This window comes from Flagellimonas oceanensis (assembly GCF_003992595.1).
In the GTDB taxonomy this organism is placed as follows: domain Bacteria; phylum Bacteroidota; class Bacteroidia; order Flavobacteriales; family Flavobacteriaceae; genus Flagellimonas; species Flagellimonas oceanensis.
The window spans coordinates 40,085-58,627 of sequence record NZ_RZNA01000008.1; the positions used below are offsets into that span (position 1 = coordinate 40,085).

Genomic DNA, 18,543 nt, shown 5'->3' on the forward strand with positions numbered 1-18,543 from the left:
TGATTGTGCTCATATAGAGCGTGCCCTAGTTTTATAATGGAAGGAGCCAATATGGCTACCGTCATTAATAGGGAACTTAATATGAGTATGCGTTTGTGGAGGTTGGTAATCATACTTTCGCAAAGTAACCAAGCTTACCTCTCTTTTTATGTTAAAAAAACCATAAACTATCTAAGGAAAGCCCCTAAACCCATACGTTTCAACATCTTTTTCTCAAAAGTCCAGAAAAATTGATATTGTCCGAATAACCAGCCAATACATACAAGTAAAATTTGGTAAATGGGGAAAATAAGAAGAATCCGGAGTGTCCAATAAATTGCTGCATGAACATTTTCACTATCCAGCCCAATCCAATGAACAAGAGGGCCTGCCAACTTTCCAGCAGCACTCCCGGTCAATGCAAAAACGATGAAAATGGCTATCATTTCCCATTTGTAGTCCACTTTCCATTTGTTTTCCACCTTTTTGAAGCACCAAAGAAAAAACTTAACCAATATAAAATAAAGGGCAACAGTACCACCAATAGTGAAAATCCATTCAAAAACGGAATTGTTCAGACCGAAAAAATGTAAAAAGCTTCTAGATATCGTGTAGGCAGTAAATACAACCAATAGTGCTCCTAAAATAGGAAAGATGGTTTGCCAGTTCTTTTGGATTTCCCAGCGCTGTTTTAATTTTTGCATTGCTCAAAGGTAATTGCTGCAAAAATAGCATATTAAATTCTTGGGAGAAAAGGACCTAAGCGTTGATTGTATTTTCTTTGAAAATAAATGAAGTAATTATAAAGCTTATAGTTGACCTCATAACCGTAATCAATGCTGGGGTCATAATTGATTTGCATTTCGTACAGGTTGGGATTCCATCTGAGCGGTTGCATTGCTCTTTGGTTCCAAGTCGTTACCATTATAGCATTTCTATTTTCCAAGAATGATTGTGAATAATATCCCTCTGGGCGAGCAATCGAATTTAGCCAGGTATTGAAGCCTGGTTCTATGATAATGATTTCATATTCCGTTTCATCATCAGCAATCTCAACGGGTTCTTCATCACTGGAATCAAAAAGGGCTTTTTCCTCGCTGGACACATCCAATGCTGCTTTTTGTGAAGTACAGGAAACCAGTCCAAAGCAAAGCATCAAACCAAAAAGCAACGGATTTATAAGTTTCTTTTTCATAATCTTAAAATACAAAAAAAGCCACTTGAATTTTCAAGTGGCTCTGTTAAATATCGTTAAGCTGATGTTTTTACTTCCCAAAAAGACCGCCCAGCACTCCGCCAAGACCACTTTTTTTCTGACCACCGCCATTCAATACCATACCTGCCAAATCATCGATGACGCTACCGTCTCCATCACTATCCAAAAAGGTCTCGACCAAGGATTGTTGCTTAGCAGCGGCTTTGTTGCCTCCCATCAATCCACCCAATAATCCGTTTAGGCCTTCGGGACTGCTTACATTTTGTTGTCTGGTCTGTTTGCCCAAATATCCCAAAAGGATAGGTGCGGCAATTTTCAGAATCTGAGCAATGGACCCTGCATCAATTCCTGATTTGGTACTCAAAGCATTTTCTACTTGTGGTTGTTTGGAGCCCAGCACATGACCGAGAATTCCAGCACCATCATCCATTACGTTTTGGTCAACACCTCCGCCAAAGAGTCCGCCTAAATCATCCAAAATACCACCATCGTGTTTGGAGGATAGGGCATTCATAAGACCTTGCGCACCACCTGGCGTGGATGCGTTCTTTTTCATGGCGCCCATCAACAGGGGCATGGCCATACTCAAAACTTCTGCTGTTTTATTTTCGGGTTGCCCTGTTTGCCCAGCAACTCCGCTGACCAACTGTTTGCCCACAGGGCTGTTGATCAAGTCTAATAATCCTGACATTGTGTTAGTGTTAAGGTTAAAGCGACAATGTACGAAAAAGTGGGTTTTGAAAGTAGCAACAAGCTTAAAAAACCTATGGTTTTAGCAATTTGATAACCTTCTCGGCCAATTCCACTCCAATGCGTTGTTGTGCCTCAATAGTGGAGCCACCAACATGCGGGCTGAGTGATATTTTGGGATTCATCAATATTTTGATTTCTGGATTGGGCTCGGATTCGTACACATCCAATCCCGCAAAGGCCAGATGGTCTGTGTCCAGAGCCTCGACCAGGGCCACTTCATCCAAAACACCTCCTCGAGAGGTATTGATGATGCCAGCGCCCGGTTTCATCAAGCCCAATTCCTTTTTACCAATAACGTATTTGTCTTGTGATGGGACATGTAAGCTTACAAAGTCTGAATTTGCCAACACTTCGTTCAATGCAACGCTTTTCAATGTAAAGTCAACGGATTGTCCATCAAAAAATGAAAGGGTTAAATTGACTTCTTTGTTTTGATGGTCGGTAAAAATAACCTCCATACCCAAAGCCAATGCCATTTTTGCTGTCGCTTGACCAATTCTTCCAAACCCAACAATCCCCAAGGTTTTGCCTCGAAGTTCTACGCCACCAGCGTAACTTTTCTTAAGCTGTTTAAATTGGCTGTCTCCTTCCAACGGCATATTTCTGTTGGAATCGTGCAAAAACCGGACGCCATTCAACAAGTGTGCAAAAACCAATTCAGCTACGGATTCCGATGAGGCCTCGGGTGTATTGAAGACATTTATTCCTTTGGATTCAGCATGTTTTACATCTATATTGTCCAAACCAACCCCACCACGACCAATCAATTTTAAGCTAGGGCAACTATCAATAAGTTTTTTATCGACTTTGGTTGCGCTACGCACCAATAATCCCTCAATATTGTTTTTGTTTATATAATTGGCCAATTGTTCCTCGGCAACACGGGTATTTTTAACTTCGAAGCCTTCTTTTTCAAGCAGGTCTATTCCTTCTTGAGCAATTCCGTCGTTTGCTAAAATCCTTCCCATTAAGTTATCCTTTCTTTTCAAGTTCACTCATAATATCCACCAATGCGCCAACACTTTCCAAAGGAAGTGCATTGTACATGGAAGCTCGGTATCCACCAACGGACCTATGCCCATTTATTCCACTGATTCCTGCTTCTTTGCACATATCGTCGAATACGTCCTTTAGTTCGTCATCTGTAATGTTGAAGGTCGCGTTCATGTTGGAACGGTCTTCCTTAGCGGCAATCCCAGAGAAAACCGGGTTGAGTTCAATTTCGGAATAGATCAAGTTGGCTTTGCGCTCGTTGATTTCCTCAATGGCAGCAATTCCTCCTAAATCTTTTAACCATTGCATCGTAAGCATGGAAACATACACAGCGAAAACCGGAGGCGTATTGAACATGCTGTCTTTGGCCACATGAACCGAGTAATCCATCATGGAAGGTATTTTACGGGATACCTTTCCTAAAATGTCCTCTTTTACCACCACAAGTGTAGCTCCTGCGGGACCCATATTTTTTTGGGCTCCAGCGTAGATCAAATCAAATTGAGAAAAGTCCATTTGCCTGGAAAAGATATCCGAGCTCATATCGCAAACCAATGGCACATCGGTTTTTGGGAATTCCTTGAACTGTGTTCCGTAAATGGTATTGTTGGAGGTAAGGTGCAGATAATCCAAATCTGATGGAATATCGAAACCTTTGGGGATGTATTTAAAATTATCTTCTTGCGAAGAAGCCACTTCGATAATATCGCCGAACAACCGCGCCTCTTTGATTGCTTTTTGGCTCCAAGTCCCCGTATTTACGTATCCTGCTTTCTTATCCAATAGGTTAAAGGCGGTCATTAAAAACTGCATACTGGCACCACCTTGAAGAAATAAGGCTTGATATCCTTTGCCTTCCAGCCCCAAAAGCTCAAGAGCAAGGGAACGTGCCTTTTCCATAATGGCGACAAATTCTTTGCTACGGTGCGAGATTTCTATAAGTGAAAGTCCAATACCGTCCAATTCGACAACGGCTTCGGATGCCTTTTGCATGACCTCTTTGGGCAATATGCAAGGGCCTGCGCTAAAATTGTGCTTTTTCATTGACTAGGTTTAAGGAGTAAAGGTCTTAAAAAATGTTGGATCTATAAACGATTCCGATGGTTAGGATTATCTTAAAGTTTCAATAGGAATTCCATGGTGTCGATTCCGTCCGCATAGTCGCTTAAACTGGGTTTTTGAGTGTCTCCGAAATTGATATCACTCTCTTTGATGGAAACCACACATTGAATTTGCTCTTCCATGTGTTGCAATTTTTCTCTTAAGGTCGATTCATCGTCATAATACGAATAGAACAAAGCGGAAATAGGGGAGGTTAGTGCCTCATCTTCTTTCAAAATCAAAAAGCCGTTATCCAAAATCTTGAATTCACTCATCAAATAAACAGCTTTGTTGTAATCGTAATTATTGGCGTATTTATGCTGATGGATAATATCCTTGTAATGAAAGAGCGCATTGAACAAGGTATCAAATTCATAACCCTTCGGCACATAGATCTTGGACACATTGCGGCAACCCAACCCATAATACCTGAAAATATCTTCTCCGAGCGCCTTTAATTCTTCTTCGCTCTCATTTCCGGTAAGTACGGCTACGGAATTTCTGTTTTTTCTGATAATATTCGGTTTCTTTCCAAAATAGTACTCGAAATAACGACTGGTGTTGTTGCTACCGGTGGCAATTACCGCATCAAAGTTTTCGAGTTTTTCATCCACAAATTCGATTTTATCCGACAGCGATGGTTGTTGTCCCATCAAATATTTAGATAGATAGGGCAGTAGTACTTTATCATTGGAAGATAGTTTGGCCAATACCTTATTCCCCGAAAGCAACACCGATATAAAGTCGTGAAAGCCCACCAATGGAATGTTCCCAGCCATAACGATGCCGACGGTTTTTGATGAGCCATCATGACTAAAAGAATAGTTATCCAACCAATCCTTTATATTTTTCTCCGTTAGCAAATCGCCCCATTGTTGTAGCGAAAACAGAATGTTATCTTCGGTAAACCATCCGTTGTGATGACCTGCCCGCGCTATAATTTCCTTTAAATCTTGATCAACTTCCGGGTCGTTGGAATAACATTTATCACAAAAATCCGTTAGGTATTTTCCAAGTTTAACAAAAGCATCTATGGTATTTCTATCTGGTGCCATTAAATTTGTACACTAATTTACTAGGGTTTATTTTTGTCAAAAGTAAGCATGCTGATAAAAATCAGCCCAAAAGGAAAAGAAAATTATGGCAATTATTATAACTGATGAGTGCATAAATTGTGGTGCTTGCGAGCCAGAATGCCCCAACACAGCAATTTATGAAGGTGCAGATGAATGGAAATACAGCGAAGGAACTTCGTTGACCGGTGATGTGGTTTTGCCCAACGGTAAAGAGGTGAATGCGGATGAAATTCAAGAACCTGTTAGCGATGAACTTTATTATATAGTTCCAGATAAGTGCACCGAGTGCAAAGGATTTCATGAAGAACCACAATGTGCGGCGGTATGCCCAGTGGATTGTTGCGTTCCCGATGAAGACCATGAAGAAACCGAGGAAGAACTATTGGGTAAGCAAAAGTTTATGCACCCCGATGGTTAGGCAATAAAAAACATTTAATTTAGCCCCGAACCAATGTTCGGGGTTTTTTTATGCAAGAAAAAGAGAGAGCATACAACGGTATTTGGAAGCAGGCGGGATGCATACTGTCCCTGATCGCAATTTTAGGCATCATTGCCCTAGTGGTTATGGGTTTCTATTTATTGATTCAAGGATATTAGTCCCCAGTACCAAAACTTCAACTTATATTTGCAGCCTCAAAACACAAAGAATTAGATGAAAGCAGGTATTGTAGGATTACCAAACGTAGGAAAATCAACACTTTTCAACTGTTTATCCAACGCAAAGGCACAAAGTGCCAACTTCCCCTTTTGTACTATTGAACCCAATATTGGCGTGGTAAACGTGCCTGACCAACGTTTGGAAAAATTGGAAGAATTGGTAAATCCCGAACGTGTCCTTCCTGCTACCGTAGAGATTGTTGATATCGCAGGTCTTGTAAAAGGAGCCAGTAAAGGAGAAGGGCTTGGGAACCAATTTTTGGGAAATATCCGGGAAACCGACGCCATTCTTCACGTACTTCGCTGTTTTGACAATGACAATGTGGTTCATGTTGATGGTTCCGTAGACCCCATCAGGGACAAGGAAACCATTGATATGGAATTGCAGCTAAAGGATTTGGAAAGCGTTGAGAAAAAGCTTGATAAAGTAAAACGTGCTGCCAAAACTGGTAATAAAGAAGCCCAAAAAGAAGAAGCTGTTCTTTCTGCTCTGAAAGAGGGATTGGAAGCTGGTAAATCCGTTAGGGCCATACAAGTAGGCAAAGACGACTATGAAGAGTTCGTAAAGCCACTCCAATTGATTACGGACAAACCCGTAATGTATGTTTGCAATGTGGACGAAGCTGCAGCGGTCGACGGCAATGCTTATGTTGAAAAAGTAAAAGAAGCTGTATCCGATGAAAATGCCGAGGTTATATTTTTGGCCGTTGGCACAGAAGCAGACATTACCGAATTGGAAACCTACGAAGAGCGTCAGATGTTCTTGGAAGACTTAGGACTTTCTGAGCCAGGGTCTGCCAAATTGATTCGTGGCGCTTACAAATTACTTGACCTCGAAACTTACTTTACGGCAGGGGAAAAGGAAGTCCGTGCTTGGACCATTCCCGTTGGTGCAACCGCTCCGCAAGCTGCAGGTGTTATCCATACCGATTTTGAAAAAGGCTTTATCCGCGCCGAAGTCATCTCCTACGATGATTACGTAAAATATGGCAGCGAAGCCAAAGTCAAAGAAGCGGGCCGTATGCGTGTGGAAGGCAAGGAATACATTGTTAAAGACGGTGATGTGATGCACTTTAGGTTCAACGTGTAACCACTGGGCATTGTAATCCATATACCTTATGATTTTCCAATTTCTGGATATAAAATAGCTTTGTTCTATGTCCAGTAAAAGTTTGGGGATTTTATACGGAGTCTTGGGAGTAGTGCTATTCTCCTCTAAGGCCGTAATGGTAAAATTGGCGTACCGCTACAATGTCGATACGCTCGATTTGTTACTTTTTCGAATGTTGTTTTCACTTCCATTTTACATTTTTATCTTATTCCTAATTCGAAAAAAATCATCAAAAGCAGCGATTGAAACCAAAGATTTTGCTTGGCTCTTTCTTTTTGGCTTTGTGGGCTATTATCTGGCCAGTTATTTTGATTTTTTGGGCTTGAACTACATCAAAGCAGGATTGGAACGTATCATTCTTTTCGTGTACCCGACCATTGTGGTATTCCTTAGCTGGTTGATTTTTAGGCAAAAGATAACCAGAGTACAATTTGTTGCTATTCTCATAACGTATGTTGGCGTTCTCATTACCTTTTGGGATGAATTGGATGTCTCGGGCAACGAGGTCTTGTTGGGTGGATTTTTGGTTTTGCTGAGTGCAATTACCTATGCATCCTATTTAGTGGGCAGTGGCTGGTTGATTCCCGAGTTTGGCGTGCTTCGATTCACTTGCTACGCCATGATCGTATCCACCATCTGCATAGTGATGCATTATTTGGTGTCGGGCGATTGGGGATACATGGATTATCCTTGGCCGGTATATGCCTACGGTTTGGCCATGGCCATTTTTGCAACACTGATTCCATCTTTTTTGGTATCGGCCGCCATCGAACGATTGGGCGCTTCCAACTTTTCAATTTTGGGAAGCTTGGGACCTATTTCCACAATTTTGCTCGCCTTTGTGTTTTTGGACGAAAAACTCACATATTGGCAGTTGGTTGGAATGTTGGTTGTTATTTTTGGGGTGACATACCTGTCAATCCAAGGCAAAAAGCGGGCTAAAGGCTGATATATATTAACAATTATTGTTTTTCATTGTTGATTACTTTCTACCGTACACCCTTTTATTTTTGCTCCTAAATTTTATATTGCAATGATTAACCCTTAACTCATGGCAGATACCCAATATACTGAGGATAATATCCGTTCGCTGGACTGGAAGGAGCATATTCGTATGCGTCCGGGGATGTACATCGGAAAATTGGGCGACGGATCCTCCGCTGATGATGGTATTTACATTCTTTTAAAAGAAGTACTCGATAACTCCATCGACGAATTTGTGATGGGGTCGGGGAAGACCATCGAAATCAACATCAAGGAAAACACGGTACATGTTCGCGATTACGGTCGTGGTATTCCGCTTGGAAAAGTGGTGGATGTTGTATCCAAGATGAACACAGGTGGTAAATATGACACCCGTGCCTTTAAAAAATCCGTAGGATTGAACGGGGTGGGTACCAAAGCGGTAAATGCCCTTTCCACCTATTTTAGAGTGGAATCCAATAGGGATGGACAGTCCAAGTCAGCAGAGTTTGAAACGGGGAACTTGGTCAACGAAGAACTTTTGGAGGAATCATCCCGTAGAAAAGGGACCAAGGTAAGTTTCACACCTGATGAATCCATCTTCAAAAAATATAAATACCGCAATGAGTATGTGGAACGCATGCTCAAAAATTATGTCTACTTAAATCCCGGCTTGACGATTGTTTTCAATGGTGAAAAATTCCATTCCGAAAACGGTCTGAAGGATTTATTGGAGGACAATAACAACAACGAGGATTTTCTGTACCCTATCATCCACCTAAAAGGGAATGACATCGAGGTGGCGATGACCCATAGCAAAACCCAATACAGTGAGGAGTACCATTCCTTTGTGAACGGACAGCACACCACTCAGGGTGGAACACATCAATCTGCATTTAGAGAAGCTATCGTGAAAACCGTCCGTGATTTTTACGGGAAAAACTACGACGCTTCGGATATTCGAAAATCCATCATATCTGCAGTTTCCATTAAAGTGATGGAACCTGTTTTTGAGAGTCAGACCAAGACCAAACTCGGTTCTACCGATATGGGAGGCGACCTGCCAACGGTGCGTACCTACATCAATGATTTTATCGGTACGCAATTGGACAACTATCTCCATAAGAACCCTCAGACTGCGGAGGCGCTTCAAAAGAAAATTGTTCAGGCTGAGAAAGAACGGAAAGAACTCTCTGGAATACGAAAACTGGCGAGGGACCGCGCAAAAAAAGCGAGTCTTCACAATAAAAAACTACGCGATTGCCGTGTGCATTTGCAGGACATGAAAAAGGACCGTCGATTGGAAACCACACTCTTCATTACCGAGGGGGATTCCGCATCGGGCTCCATTACAAAATCCAGAGACGTGAATACACAAGCGGTGTTCAGTTTGCGAGGAAAACCGTTGAACTCCTACGGCATGTCCAAGAAAATCGTTTACGAGAACGAAGAATTCAACCTGTTGCAAGCTGCACTCAATATTGAGGACTCCATGGAGGACCTTCGCTATAACAATATTGTGATCGCAACGGATGCCGATGTGGACGGAATGCACATTCGTTTATTGCTGATTACTTTCTTTTTGCAATTTTTCCCGGAATTGATCAAAGAGAATCACTTATATATTCTTCAAACCCCATTGTTCCGGGTACGCAATAAAAAAGAGACCATTTATTGCTATAGTGATGAAGAAAGAAAACAAGCTATCGAAAAACTTTCCGGAAAACCAGAAATCACTCGATTTAAGGGATTGGGTGAAATTTCTCCGGATGAGTTCAAAAACTTTATCGGTGATGATATCCGCTTGGAGCCCGTGATGCTGGACAAAGCCATGAGTATCGATGCCCTGTTGAAGTTTTACATGGGCAAGAATACCCCGGATAGGCAGGAATTCATCATCAACAACCTTAAAGTGGAGCTTGATCTTGTCGAAGAAAACCAACTACAACCCAAATAAATGCCGCCTTTCTAAATGGAAGAGAACGAAGAACTGAACGATGAAAGTTTAGAAAACCAAGACGAGTCCCAAGATAGCCTGGTAAAGGTAACGGGGATGTACAAGGATTGGTTTTTGGATTACGCTTCTTATGTTATTTTGGAGCGTGCCGTACCCGCTATCGAAGATGGATTCAAGCCTGTGCAGCGAAGAATCATGCACTCGCTCAAAGAGCTGGACGATGGTCGCTATAATAAAGTGGCGAATGTGGTAGGGCACACCATGCAATACCACCCCCACGGTGATGCCAGTATTGCCGATGCCATGGTCCAAATCGGCCAAAAGGATTTGCTTATCGATACCCAAGGGAACTGGGGGAATATCCTTACCGGCGACGGAGCAGCGGCACCACGTTATATCGAGGCAAGATTGTCCAAATTCGCTCTGGAAGTAATTTATAGCCCAAAAATTACGGAGTGGCAACTTTCCTATGATGGTAGAAAAAAGGAACCTGTTAATTTACCCGTTAAGTTCCCGCTTTTGCTTGCACAAGGAGCAGAGGGAATTGCGGTTGGACTTTCGACCAAAATATTGCCGCACAACTTTAATGAACTCATCGACGCCTCGATAAAACATTTAAAAGGGAAGCGATTTACCTTGGTGCCGGATTTCCCCACGGCCGGTATCATTGATGTGACCAACTACAACGATGGTATGCGTGGCGGTAAAATCCGAGTAAGGGCGAAAATTTCAACCTTGGATAAGAATACCTTGGTCATCAACGAAATACCCTACGGAACCAACACCTCCTCTTTAATTGACTCCATCTTAAAGGCTAACGATAAGGGGAAAATCAAAATAAAAAAGATTGAAGATAACACGGCTGCGGAGGTAGAGATTCTGGTGCATTTGCCTAATGGAATTTCTCCAGACAAAACCATTGATGCGCTTTATGCATTCACAGCTTGCGAATCTTCTATTTCTCCATTGGGATGTGTCATCGAGGACAACAAACCATTATTCATCGGTGTCAAGGAAATGCTGGAAAGATCCACAGATAATACCGTGGAGTTACTTAAAGCAGAACTTCAGATTCAGTTGGATGAACTAGAAGAGCAATGGCACTTTTCTTCCTTGGAACGAATTTTCATTGAGAACCGAATCTACCGTGAAATAGAAGAGGAGGAAACTTGGGAAGGTGTAATAGAGGCCATTGACAAAGGCTTGAAGCCACATATTTCCCATTTAAAAAGGGAAGTGACCAAGGATGACATTGTCCGGTTGACCGAAATCCGGATCAAACGTATTTCAAAGTTTGATTTAGACAAGGCACAACAACTTATCGAAAGTTTGGAAGATAGAATTGCACAAACCAAGCATCACTTGGAGCATTTGGTGGATTTTGCCATCGACTATTTTAAAGAACTTAAAAAGAAATACGGAGCAGGACGGGAGCGTAAATCAGAAATAAGGATTTTCGACGAAATCGAAGCCACCAAGGTGGTCATCAGGAATACCAAACTTTACGTAAACCGTAAAGAAGGGTTCATCGGGACTTCCTTGAAAAGAGATGAATACGTTACCGATTGCAGCGACATAGACGACATCATCGTTTTTACCCAAAAAGGGGAAATGATGGTCACCAAAGTAGATTCCAAGGTTTTTATTGGTAAAAACATTATCCACGTCGCCGTCTTTAAAAAGAAGGACAAGCGCACGACCTACAATATGATCTACAAGAGCATGAAGGGTGGTCCGAGTTACGTGAAACGTTTCAATGTCACCAGTATGACGCGGGACAAGATTTATGATCTTGCAGGTGACAAAGGATCATCAGAAGTACTGTATTTCTCTGCAAATCCCAATGGCGAAGCAGAAGTGGTCACAGTAATGCTGCGTCAATCAGGAAGCATCAAAAAACTGAAGTGGGACCTTGATTTCTCCGATGTATTGATCAAAGGACGAAGCTCCAAAGGGAATCTGGTTACCAAATATCCGGTCAAACGCATCGAACTGAAAGAAAAAGGCGTATCCACTTTGAAACCGCGTAAAATTTGGTTTGATGATGTGGTCAGCCGACTGAATGTCGACGGAAGAGGGGAGTTGCTCGGTGAGTTCAAGGGGGACGACCTACTATTGGTCATCGATCAAAAAGGAATTGTAAAAACCATTCCGCCCGATTTACTGACTCGCTTCAGCGATGATATGATTGTCTTGGAAAAGTGGAATCCGGACAAACCGATTTCAGTAGTACATTATGTGGGCGACAAAGAACGCTTTTACCTCAAAAGGTTTTTAATAGAGAATCCCAACAAGGAAGAAGTGGTTATTGATGAGGATTCCAGATCCTACATGGAATTGGTTTCCACGGACTGGAGGCCACAATTGGAAATCGAGTTTGTAAAACCTCGCGGGAAGGATCCCAAGCCAAATTTAGAGGTGGATGTTGAGGAATTTATAGCCATCAAAGGAATCAAAGCGCTTGGAAATCAACTTACTCCCGAAAAGGTGAAAAACATCAATGTTTTGGATCCACTTCCTTATGAAGAACCCGAGGAACAAGAGACCGAGGACATTGAAGTTTTTGATGAAGAAGAAATAGACAGTGATGATAATGATATAGGAACAAAGAATGATAGTTCTGACCAAACCACTTTGTTTTAAAGGTTTTTATGTCTAATTTGCCCAATTGAGTTACACACCAAAAAAAAGCAGACTGCTTAACATATCTTTATGGATTTCACAAACCCCCTGGTATATGGCGTGCCAGTTTTCATTGCCTTTATTTTATTGGAATTGACCTACAGCAAAACCCACGATCATGAAAAACATGATTTATACAACTGGAAAGATTTAGCTGCAAGCGGTTTTATGGGCATTGGTTCCGCAATTCTTGGTCCTTTGTTCAAGGTAGCTTTTGCGATTCTCCTTTTTGAAGGCACCTATGAACTTTTCAACCCTTTGGTGGATGGAGTAAGAACCAATATTATGGGGTATGCATCCTTTGGATATGCTTGGTATGTTTGGATTTTGTGTCAATTAGCGGATGATTTTACGTATTACTGGTTCCACAGAGCCAATCACGAAGTGCGTATTTTGTGGGCCGCTCACATTGTCCATCACTCTTCGGATAATTTCAACTTAGGAACCGCTATTAGAAATGGTTGGTTTACGATTTTGTACAAACCCTTCTTTTATATTTGGATGCCAGCTATTGGGTTTCCACCAGAAATGGTATTGGTATGTTTGGGCATTGAAGCTTTATGGCAATTCCAATTGCATACGGTATATGTGCCAAAACTTGGGTTTTTGGAAAAAATATTCAATACACACACCATGCACCAAGTGCACCACGCACAAAATGTGGAGTATTTGGATAAAAACCATGGGGGCTTTCTCAACATCTTTGACAAAATGTTCGGAACCTGGAAAGAATTGGATGATGATGTCGATGTCAAATATGGCGTGATTCACGCACCAAACTCCTATAATCCCGTGGTCATACTCACCCATGAGTTCAAGGACATTTGGAACGATGTAAAGAAATCGAAAAAACTCTCACATAAATTAATGTACATCTTTGGACCACCAGGATGGAGCCACGATGGGAGCACGCTTACCGTAAAACAACAACAACGATTGTTCAAAAAGCAAAAGGAAACCAGTCCGGAACTGGCGTACCAGAGGCCTAATTAGTCAGTCACTTTATTTAATGACTGAATAACGATCAGTCAACTTTTTTTGCAGTTCCTTTAAATTTCTTGTTATCACCAACGATATTGTATTCAAAGGTGTATGAAGATTCAGAGGTGGTAAGTATTTTAATGTGAATTGGTTTTTCCTCTGCTTTGTTCTTTGGGTTCAAATTCTTGAGCACATACTCACAGTCATTTATCCACCGAATGGACGAGGAATCCACTTTGCCTTCGTATTCATCGACCTCCAATTCCAAAGTTCTATGAAAGGTGGTTTTTTTCTCCTCGCCATTTATTGTAGCGGTAAAAGAGAATTTACCTGTTTTAAAATCTTCGCAATTGCGTTGTGGCGGTTGGCCACAGGCGAAAAATAACAGTACAACGAGTCCGAAAAAGAAGTATTTTATCATACCTGCAAAGTAACGGAAACTACCTGAAAGGGTCAATCCTTTTTTGGCTGGAATGCCTCAAATGTACCATCGGAATAAAACATAACTATTTTATAAGGCTCCTTGGATAATTTTGAGTTTTTGAGGTGTTTTACTGAATAACTTTCAGACAAGGATTCCGTAGTGTTTTCTTCTAGCTTCTCCTCAACAATGGAAGCTGGAGCATCCTCGATTTGATTTGCTTCCTTTGGAAAACTCCCTTTTCCTTTCAGTAACCAATAGAGGTCAACCTCGGGGTAGGTGTCCACCAATTTCATCACGAAATCAAGACTTGGTTTATTCCTTCCATTCAGTAAATGTGACATACTTGAACGCTGTACACCAATCTCATCAGCGAAGGCGGAGACAGATATTTCCAGATGATCCACAACGGTTTGAATACGTGATACAATTCCTTTATTCACAAATGTAAATTTACTTGCTACTAAGTTAATGATTTGTGTGGAAATTTATGGGGAAATAATGAACCAGACACACGTATATATAATCTAATACTTTATATAAAAACATATATCTTATTGAATAATAACAATATACTAGTATCGGTTAAATTATTATTCACAAATCTGAATATTCAAACTAAATAGGGTGCAAATCAATTACAAATGTATACAAGATGTATTTTGAATTAGTTTACATTTGTAAAAACATGTATAGTTACTTTTGTAAACTTTAATCAGAATCTTACATGCCCAACTATTCATTATATAAGGAAGAATCCATTCAAGGACGATATATTAACAGGGATGCCATTCAACCATGTTTTGACAAACTTTCCACACCTATAAACTCTATTGGGAAATCTGTAGAGAATGTTGACATCAATGCTTTTGAAATGGGCCACGGAAATAAAAAAGTGCTCATGTGGTCGCAGATGCACGGCAACGAATCCACAACAACCAAAGCGGTTTGGGATCTTGTGAATTTCTTGCAATCGGAAGATGAGTTGGCCAAAGCCATTTTAAAAGAATGTAGGCTTACCATTATACCCATGTTGAACCCTGATGGGGCAAAAGCGTACACCCGGGTCAATAGTAATGAGATAGACCTTAACCGTGATGCTAAAAATTTGACGCAGCCCGAAAGTGTTGCTTTTCGAAAACTGTTTGATGCATTCCAACCGGATTTCTGTTTTAATCTTCACGATCAGCGTACCTTATTCAGCGCGGGTAAGACCAATAAACCTGCAACGGTTTCCTTTTTGTCCCCTGCAAGCAATAAGGAAAGGCATATTACGCCGTCCAGAGAGGTTGCCATGAAGTTGATCGTGGCCATGAACCGCATGCTTCAAGAACGTATACCCGGCCAAGTTGGTCGATATGATGATGGTTTTAATGACAACTGTATTGGCGATACGCTTCAAATGTTGGGCGTACCCACTATTTTGTTTGAATCTGGGCATTACCCGAACGATTATCAAAGGGAACAAACACGGGAATTGATTTTCTTTTCGATAGTGGAGGCTTTGAAGACCATTGCACTGGATAAAATCGATGACTATAAAACTGGCGATTATTTCTCCATTCCAAATAACGACAAATTGTTTTTTGACATTCTGGTAAAGCATCCAGAGGTGGTGAACAAGGAGTTTGAAGCCGGACATTCTGTCGGAATCCGATATAAGGAAGTATTGATCGATAAAAAAATAACATTTCAGCCTGAGGTCGCTGAAATTGGGCCGCTTGAAGGTTTTTATGGGCACATGACCATAGAATGCGTTGATTCCAAGGATTTTGGCTTTACATCCAATCAAAGGGAAGTTCTTGATTTACTCCTGAATTTCAATAATTAAGGGTCATTTTTCAGAGGTTCTTGCATATTATTTAAAAAAGAACCATTTTTATTACGTAAATTTCCTTTTTTAACTACTTTTGCTGCAAAATTCAATGTAATGAACAAAGTAAAGCTAGACGAGATAGATCACCAGATATTGGATATGTTAATCGATAACACCCGTACACCATTTACGGACATCGCAAAAAAGTTGCTGATTTCCGCAGGTACGGTTCATGTCCGAGTCAAAAAAATGGAAGAGTCAGGAATCATTAAAGGTTCTTCCCTTACCCTAGACTATGTAAAACTAGGCTACTCCTTTATAGCCTATGTCGGTATATTCTTGGAAAAAACCCACCAGACCAAATTTGTTTTGGAAAGGTTGAGCCAGATTCCTTATGTAACCGTGGCCCACATCACTACAGGTAAATTCAATATTTTCTGTAAAATCAGGGCAAGGGATACCACTCACGCGAAGAACATCATTTTTAAAATAGATGATATTGAAGGTATCAGCAGAACGGAAACCATGATTTCCTTGGAAGAGAGCATCAACGACAAGCGACGTTTGATGCACACCATCTTCAACGAGCTGTAATTCTTTAGACATATATGGTACTTTCAGAACTTCCGTCTTCTGAATACAATCCATTCTACCAGACCTATATCATGGCCTTGGGCGATGTGGAATTGATAGAAGAATTGAAAAATGGAAGAAAGGTTCTTTTGTCCCTTTTTGAAGAAATCCCAGAAGAAAAACTCAATTATGCTTACGCCGAGGGCAAATGGTCCTTGGCGGAAGCATTGGTGCATATGATAGATACCGAACGTATTTTTCAGTATCGTGCGCTTTGTATTGCCAGGAACGATAAAACCCCCTTGCCCGGGTTTGATCAAGATAATTACGTGCCGTTCTCCAATGCGGCCAACCGTTCCAAAAAAGACTTGACCGAAGAATACAGGGCCGTAAGGGATGCCACAATAACACTGTTCAACTCTTTTGATGACGAAGCCATTAATAGAATCGGTATTGCCAGTGGTTCAAAAATGAGTGTTCGTGCCCTTGGATTTATCATAAGCGGGCACCAAGCCCATCATGTACGCGTATTGAAGGAGCGGTATTTAGCCTAAATCAATATTGGTCATCTTCTTCCGCATCCTCCGAAGAAGATTCAAGCCCTTCAAAAGAGTCTTCCTCAAATTCAGAAGCCACTAGTTCTTTGTCAAGTTCCTTTTCTATGGTTTCCTCAAAATTGGCTATGAAATTGGAGAGACTCTTACTGATTTTTACCATGTAGATGGTATCCGTTGTTTTTACTTCAACAGCCTCAATCACTTCCCCGCTCGGTTTTTTTATGGTCAATATATCATCATCCCCATAGCCATCTGGATAGGAGTCTATTAATTTGGCGGCCACCTTGTGGTCCACCTTTTTGTAGTCTATCAGAATTCGTTTCATAATGGTTAGTTATTAAAGTCATTCCTAAACTAGAAATTTTTACAACCAGTGGGGCTAAAGAGTTGTAAACGGAAAAAATAAGTATGCGAACCTGTTATTCGCTGTAGTAAGCAAAGGCTTTTTGGAACAGTTCCTCCGGAATTTTAATATCCGTGACAGCATCACCAATTTCCTGAAGCAACACGAAGTTTACGTTGCCATGTGAGTTCTTTTTGTCATACTTGAGCAATTGTAGGATGTCATCGATATCATTTGCTGTAAAGTCTACTTTGTCAAAATGTTGAGAGAACCCTTTTTTGATTTCATCCACCGATAATTTGGATAGTCCACGCATCTCGTGAGATAAATACCCTTCCAAAATCATACCCGCAGCAATGGCTTCTCCATGTAGCAAGGTCTTTTTGTCGTGATTGTCCAAACAGTAGGATTCAATGGCATGACCTAAAGTATGCCCAAAATTCAAAATTTTGCGCAGTCCTTGTTCTGTAGGGTCCTGGAGCACCACTTCATTTTTTATGGCAATCGAGTGTTGAATACAGGCTGGGTCGGTAAAATTTCCTTTTTCGACAAGGACGTTCCAATAATCCCTATCCTGTATAAGACCATGTTTCAGCATTTCAGCATATCCGCTTTTTGTTTGCCGCGGGTCCAATGTTTTCAAAAACTCAGGGAAAATCAGTACCATTTGTGGTTGATTGATTATACCAATCTGATTTTTCAAGGAACCCAAATCCACGCCTGTTTTTCCTCCAATGGAAGCATCCACCATGGAAAGTAGGGTAGTGGGTATGTTGATGAAATCAATACCTCTTTTAAATGTAGAGGCCACGAATCCTCCCATATCGGTAAGTACGCCACCGCCTAGGTTGATGAGCAAACTTTTGCGATCACCATCCAAATTGGATAGATCTTCCCAAAGCTGCAAGCACGTATGAATATGTTTATTCTTCTCGCCAGATTCAATCTCTAATAAGGAATCAATGGGGAAATCGATTATTTTATTGAAAATGGGCAAACAATGTGCTTTGGTGTTTTCATCGACCAAAAGAAATATTTTGGAATAGCTTTTTTTAGCAATATGCTGATTAAGAGAAGCTTTTGCCAATTCATTGATGTGTACCTCGTAATGCTGTGATTTTACCGACTCCATAATATAATTTACGTTGCTAAGTAAAGACTATTTTTTGTTTTAGGGTTCCTGAGGTTGCGATTTCCATGAAATCCTCAATAGTTGACTCTTTTTTTATTGATTCTGTTATATCCAGAACAAAAGATTCGTGATGAAACTAAAGGCAAGTGCTGGATGTTCTAATTACTAAAATAATTTGTTTTTTACATTGGGGCACCATCAGAAGATTTGATTCACTCCATCAATCTGGCTA

Annotated in this window: 19 protein-coding genes; 9 read left to right on the plus strand and 10 right to left on the minus strand. The window is 40.9% G+C overall.

Translation table 11 applies throughout. The annotated features are described in order from the left end of the window. Window positions 1–167: 167 nt before the first annotated feature. The 6 genes from EO132_RS03400 to EO132_RS03425 form a co-directional block, all read right to left on the minus strand. The gene (locus tag EO132_RS03400) at window positions 168–683 is read right to left on the minus strand and encodes a DUF6787 family protein (protein WP_127136602.1); all 516 of its coding nucleotides are present in this window, start codon (window positions 681–683) and stop codon (window positions 168–170) included. Between the two features lie 32 nt (window positions 684–715). After that, window positions 716–1,174, minus strand: a complete 459-nt coding sequence (locus EO132_RS03405; RefSeq protein ID WP_127136603.1) for a DUF6146 family protein — start codon at window positions 1,172–1,174, stop codon at window positions 716–718. A gap of 70 nt (window positions 1,175–1,244) precedes the next feature. After that, window positions 1,245–1,886, minus strand: a complete 642-nt coding sequence (locus tag EO132_RS03410) for a DUF937 domain-containing protein (protein WP_127136604.1) — start codon at window positions 1,884–1,886, stop codon at window positions 1,245–1,247. A gap of 73 nt (window positions 1,887–1,959) precedes the next feature. Then, window positions 1,960–2,916 (minus strand): D-2-hydroxyacid dehydrogenase, encoded by a 957-nt coding sequence (locus EO132_RS03415; protein ID WP_127136605.1) that lies wholly within the window; start codon window positions 2,914–2,916, stop codon window positions 1,960–1,962. A 4-nt stretch (window positions 2,917–2,920) separates the two neighbouring features. Beyond that, the gene (serC, locus tag EO132_RS03420; protein ID WP_127136606.1) at window positions 2,921–3,985 is read right to left on the minus strand and encodes a 3-phosphoserine/phosphohydroxythreonine transaminase; all 1,065 of its coding nucleotides are present in this window, start codon (window positions 3,983–3,985) and stop codon (window positions 2,921–2,923) included. A gap of 71 nt (window positions 3,986–4,056) precedes the next feature. Then, on the minus strand, window positions 4,057–5,097 hold the full coding sequence (locus tag EO132_RS03425; RefSeq protein WP_127136607.1) for an acyl-CoA reductase: 1,041 nt from the start codon (window positions 5,095–5,097) through the stop codon (window positions 4,057–4,059). An 85-nt stretch (window positions 5,098–5,182) separates the two neighbouring features. On the opposite strand from EO132_RS03425, the gene EO132_RS03430 reads away from it, so the two are divergent. The 6 genes from EO132_RS03430 (at window position 5,183) to EO132_RS03455 (ending at window position 13,481) form a co-directional block, all read left to right on the plus strand. After that, window positions 5,183–5,536 (plus strand): 4Fe-4S dicluster domain-containing protein, encoded by a 354-nt coding sequence (locus tag EO132_RS03430; RefSeq protein WP_127136608.1) that lies wholly within the window; start codon window positions 5,183–5,185, stop codon window positions 5,534–5,536. Window positions 5,537–5,770: 234 nt separating this feature from the next. Further along, window positions 5,771–6,865 (plus strand): redox-regulated ATPase YchF, encoded by a 1,095-nt coding sequence (gene ychF / locus EO132_RS03435; RefSeq protein WP_127136609.1) that lies wholly within the window; start codon window positions 5,771–5,773, stop codon window positions 6,863–6,865. Window positions 6,866–6,932: 67 nt separating this feature from the next. Continuing rightward, window positions 6,933–7,835, plus strand: coding sequence for a DMT family transporter (locus tag EO132_RS03440; protein ID WP_127136610.1), 903 nt, complete (start codon window positions 6,933–6,935; stop codon window positions 7,833–7,835). Window positions 7,836–7,937: 102 nt separating this feature from the next. Further along, complete coding sequence (locus EO132_RS03445; RefSeq protein ID WP_127136611.1) at window positions 7,938–9,806, plus strand: DNA topoisomerase IV subunit B; 1,869 nt, start codon at window positions 7,938–7,940, stop codon at window positions 9,804–9,806. A 15-nt stretch (window positions 9,807–9,821) separates the two neighbouring features. Next, window positions 9,822–12,449 carry a DNA gyrase/topoisomerase IV subunit A gene (locus tag EO132_RS03450; protein WP_127136612.1) on the plus strand — a complete coding sequence of 876 codons (2,628 nt, stop codon included), beginning with the start codon at window positions 9,822–9,824 and terminating at the stop codon, window positions 12,447–12,449. Between the two features lie 69 nt (window positions 12,450–12,518). After that, on the plus strand, window positions 12,519–13,481 hold the full coding sequence (locus EO132_RS03455) for a sterol desaturase family protein (protein ID WP_127136613.1): 963 nt from the start codon (window positions 12,519–12,521) through the stop codon (window positions 13,479–13,481). Between the two features lie 31 nt (window positions 13,482–13,512). Here EO132_RS03455 and EO132_RS03460 read toward each other — a convergent pair whose 3' ends face one another. Next, entirely contained in the window at window positions 13,513–13,890 is a 378-nt protein-coding gene (locus EO132_RS03460; RefSeq protein ID WP_127136614.1) for a DNA topoisomerase IV, read from the minus strand. Between the two features lie 32 nt (window positions 13,891–13,922). Next, window positions 13,923–14,333 carry a helix-turn-helix transcriptional regulator gene (locus EO132_RS03465; RefSeq protein ID WP_127136615.1) on the minus strand — a complete coding sequence of 137 codons (411 nt, stop codon included), beginning with the start codon at window positions 14,331–14,333 and terminating at the stop codon, window positions 13,923–13,925. A 284-nt stretch (window positions 14,334–14,617) separates the two neighbouring features. On the opposite strand from EO132_RS03465, the gene EO132_RS03470 reads away from it, so the two are divergent. The 3 genes from EO132_RS03470 to EO132_RS03480 all read left to right on the plus strand — a co-directional run bounded on the left by EO132_RS03470 (window position 14,618) and on the right by EO132_RS03480 (window position 16,833). Next, a complete protein-coding gene (locus EO132_RS03470) occupies window positions 14,618–15,721 on the plus strand; it encodes a M14 family metallopeptidase (protein WP_127136616.1) in 1,104 nt (367 codons plus the stop codon). Window positions 15,722–15,820: 99 nt separating this feature from the next. Next, the gene (locus EO132_RS03475) at window positions 15,821–16,300 is read left to right on the plus strand and encodes an Lrp/AsnC family transcriptional regulator (RefSeq protein ID WP_108246105.1); all 480 of its coding nucleotides are present in this window, start codon (window positions 15,821–15,823) and stop codon (window positions 16,298–16,300) included. A 14-nt stretch (window positions 16,301–16,314) separates the two neighbouring features. Next, complete coding sequence (locus EO132_RS03480; protein ID WP_127136617.1) at window positions 16,315–16,833, plus strand: DinB family protein; 519 nt, start codon at window positions 16,315–16,317, stop codon at window positions 16,831–16,833. A gap of 1 nt (window position 16,834) precedes the next feature. Here the strand turns inward: EO132_RS03480 and EO132_RS03485 are convergent, their stop codons facing one another. Together EO132_RS03485 and aroB are read right to left on the minus strand one after the other, a co-directional pair. Continuing rightward, window positions 16,835–17,161: a hypothetical protein gene (locus EO132_RS03485; RefSeq protein WP_127136618.1), complete on the minus strand. Its 327-nt coding sequence runs from the start codon at window positions 17,159–17,161 to the stop codon at window positions 16,835–16,837. Between the two features lie 94 nt (window positions 17,162–17,255). Further along, on the minus strand, window positions 17,256–18,311 hold the full coding sequence (aroB, locus tag EO132_RS03490) for a 3-dehydroquinate synthase (RefSeq protein WP_127136619.1): 1,056 nt from the start codon (window positions 18,309–18,311) through the stop codon (window positions 17,256–17,258). Window positions 18,312–18,543 lie beyond the last annotated feature (232 nt).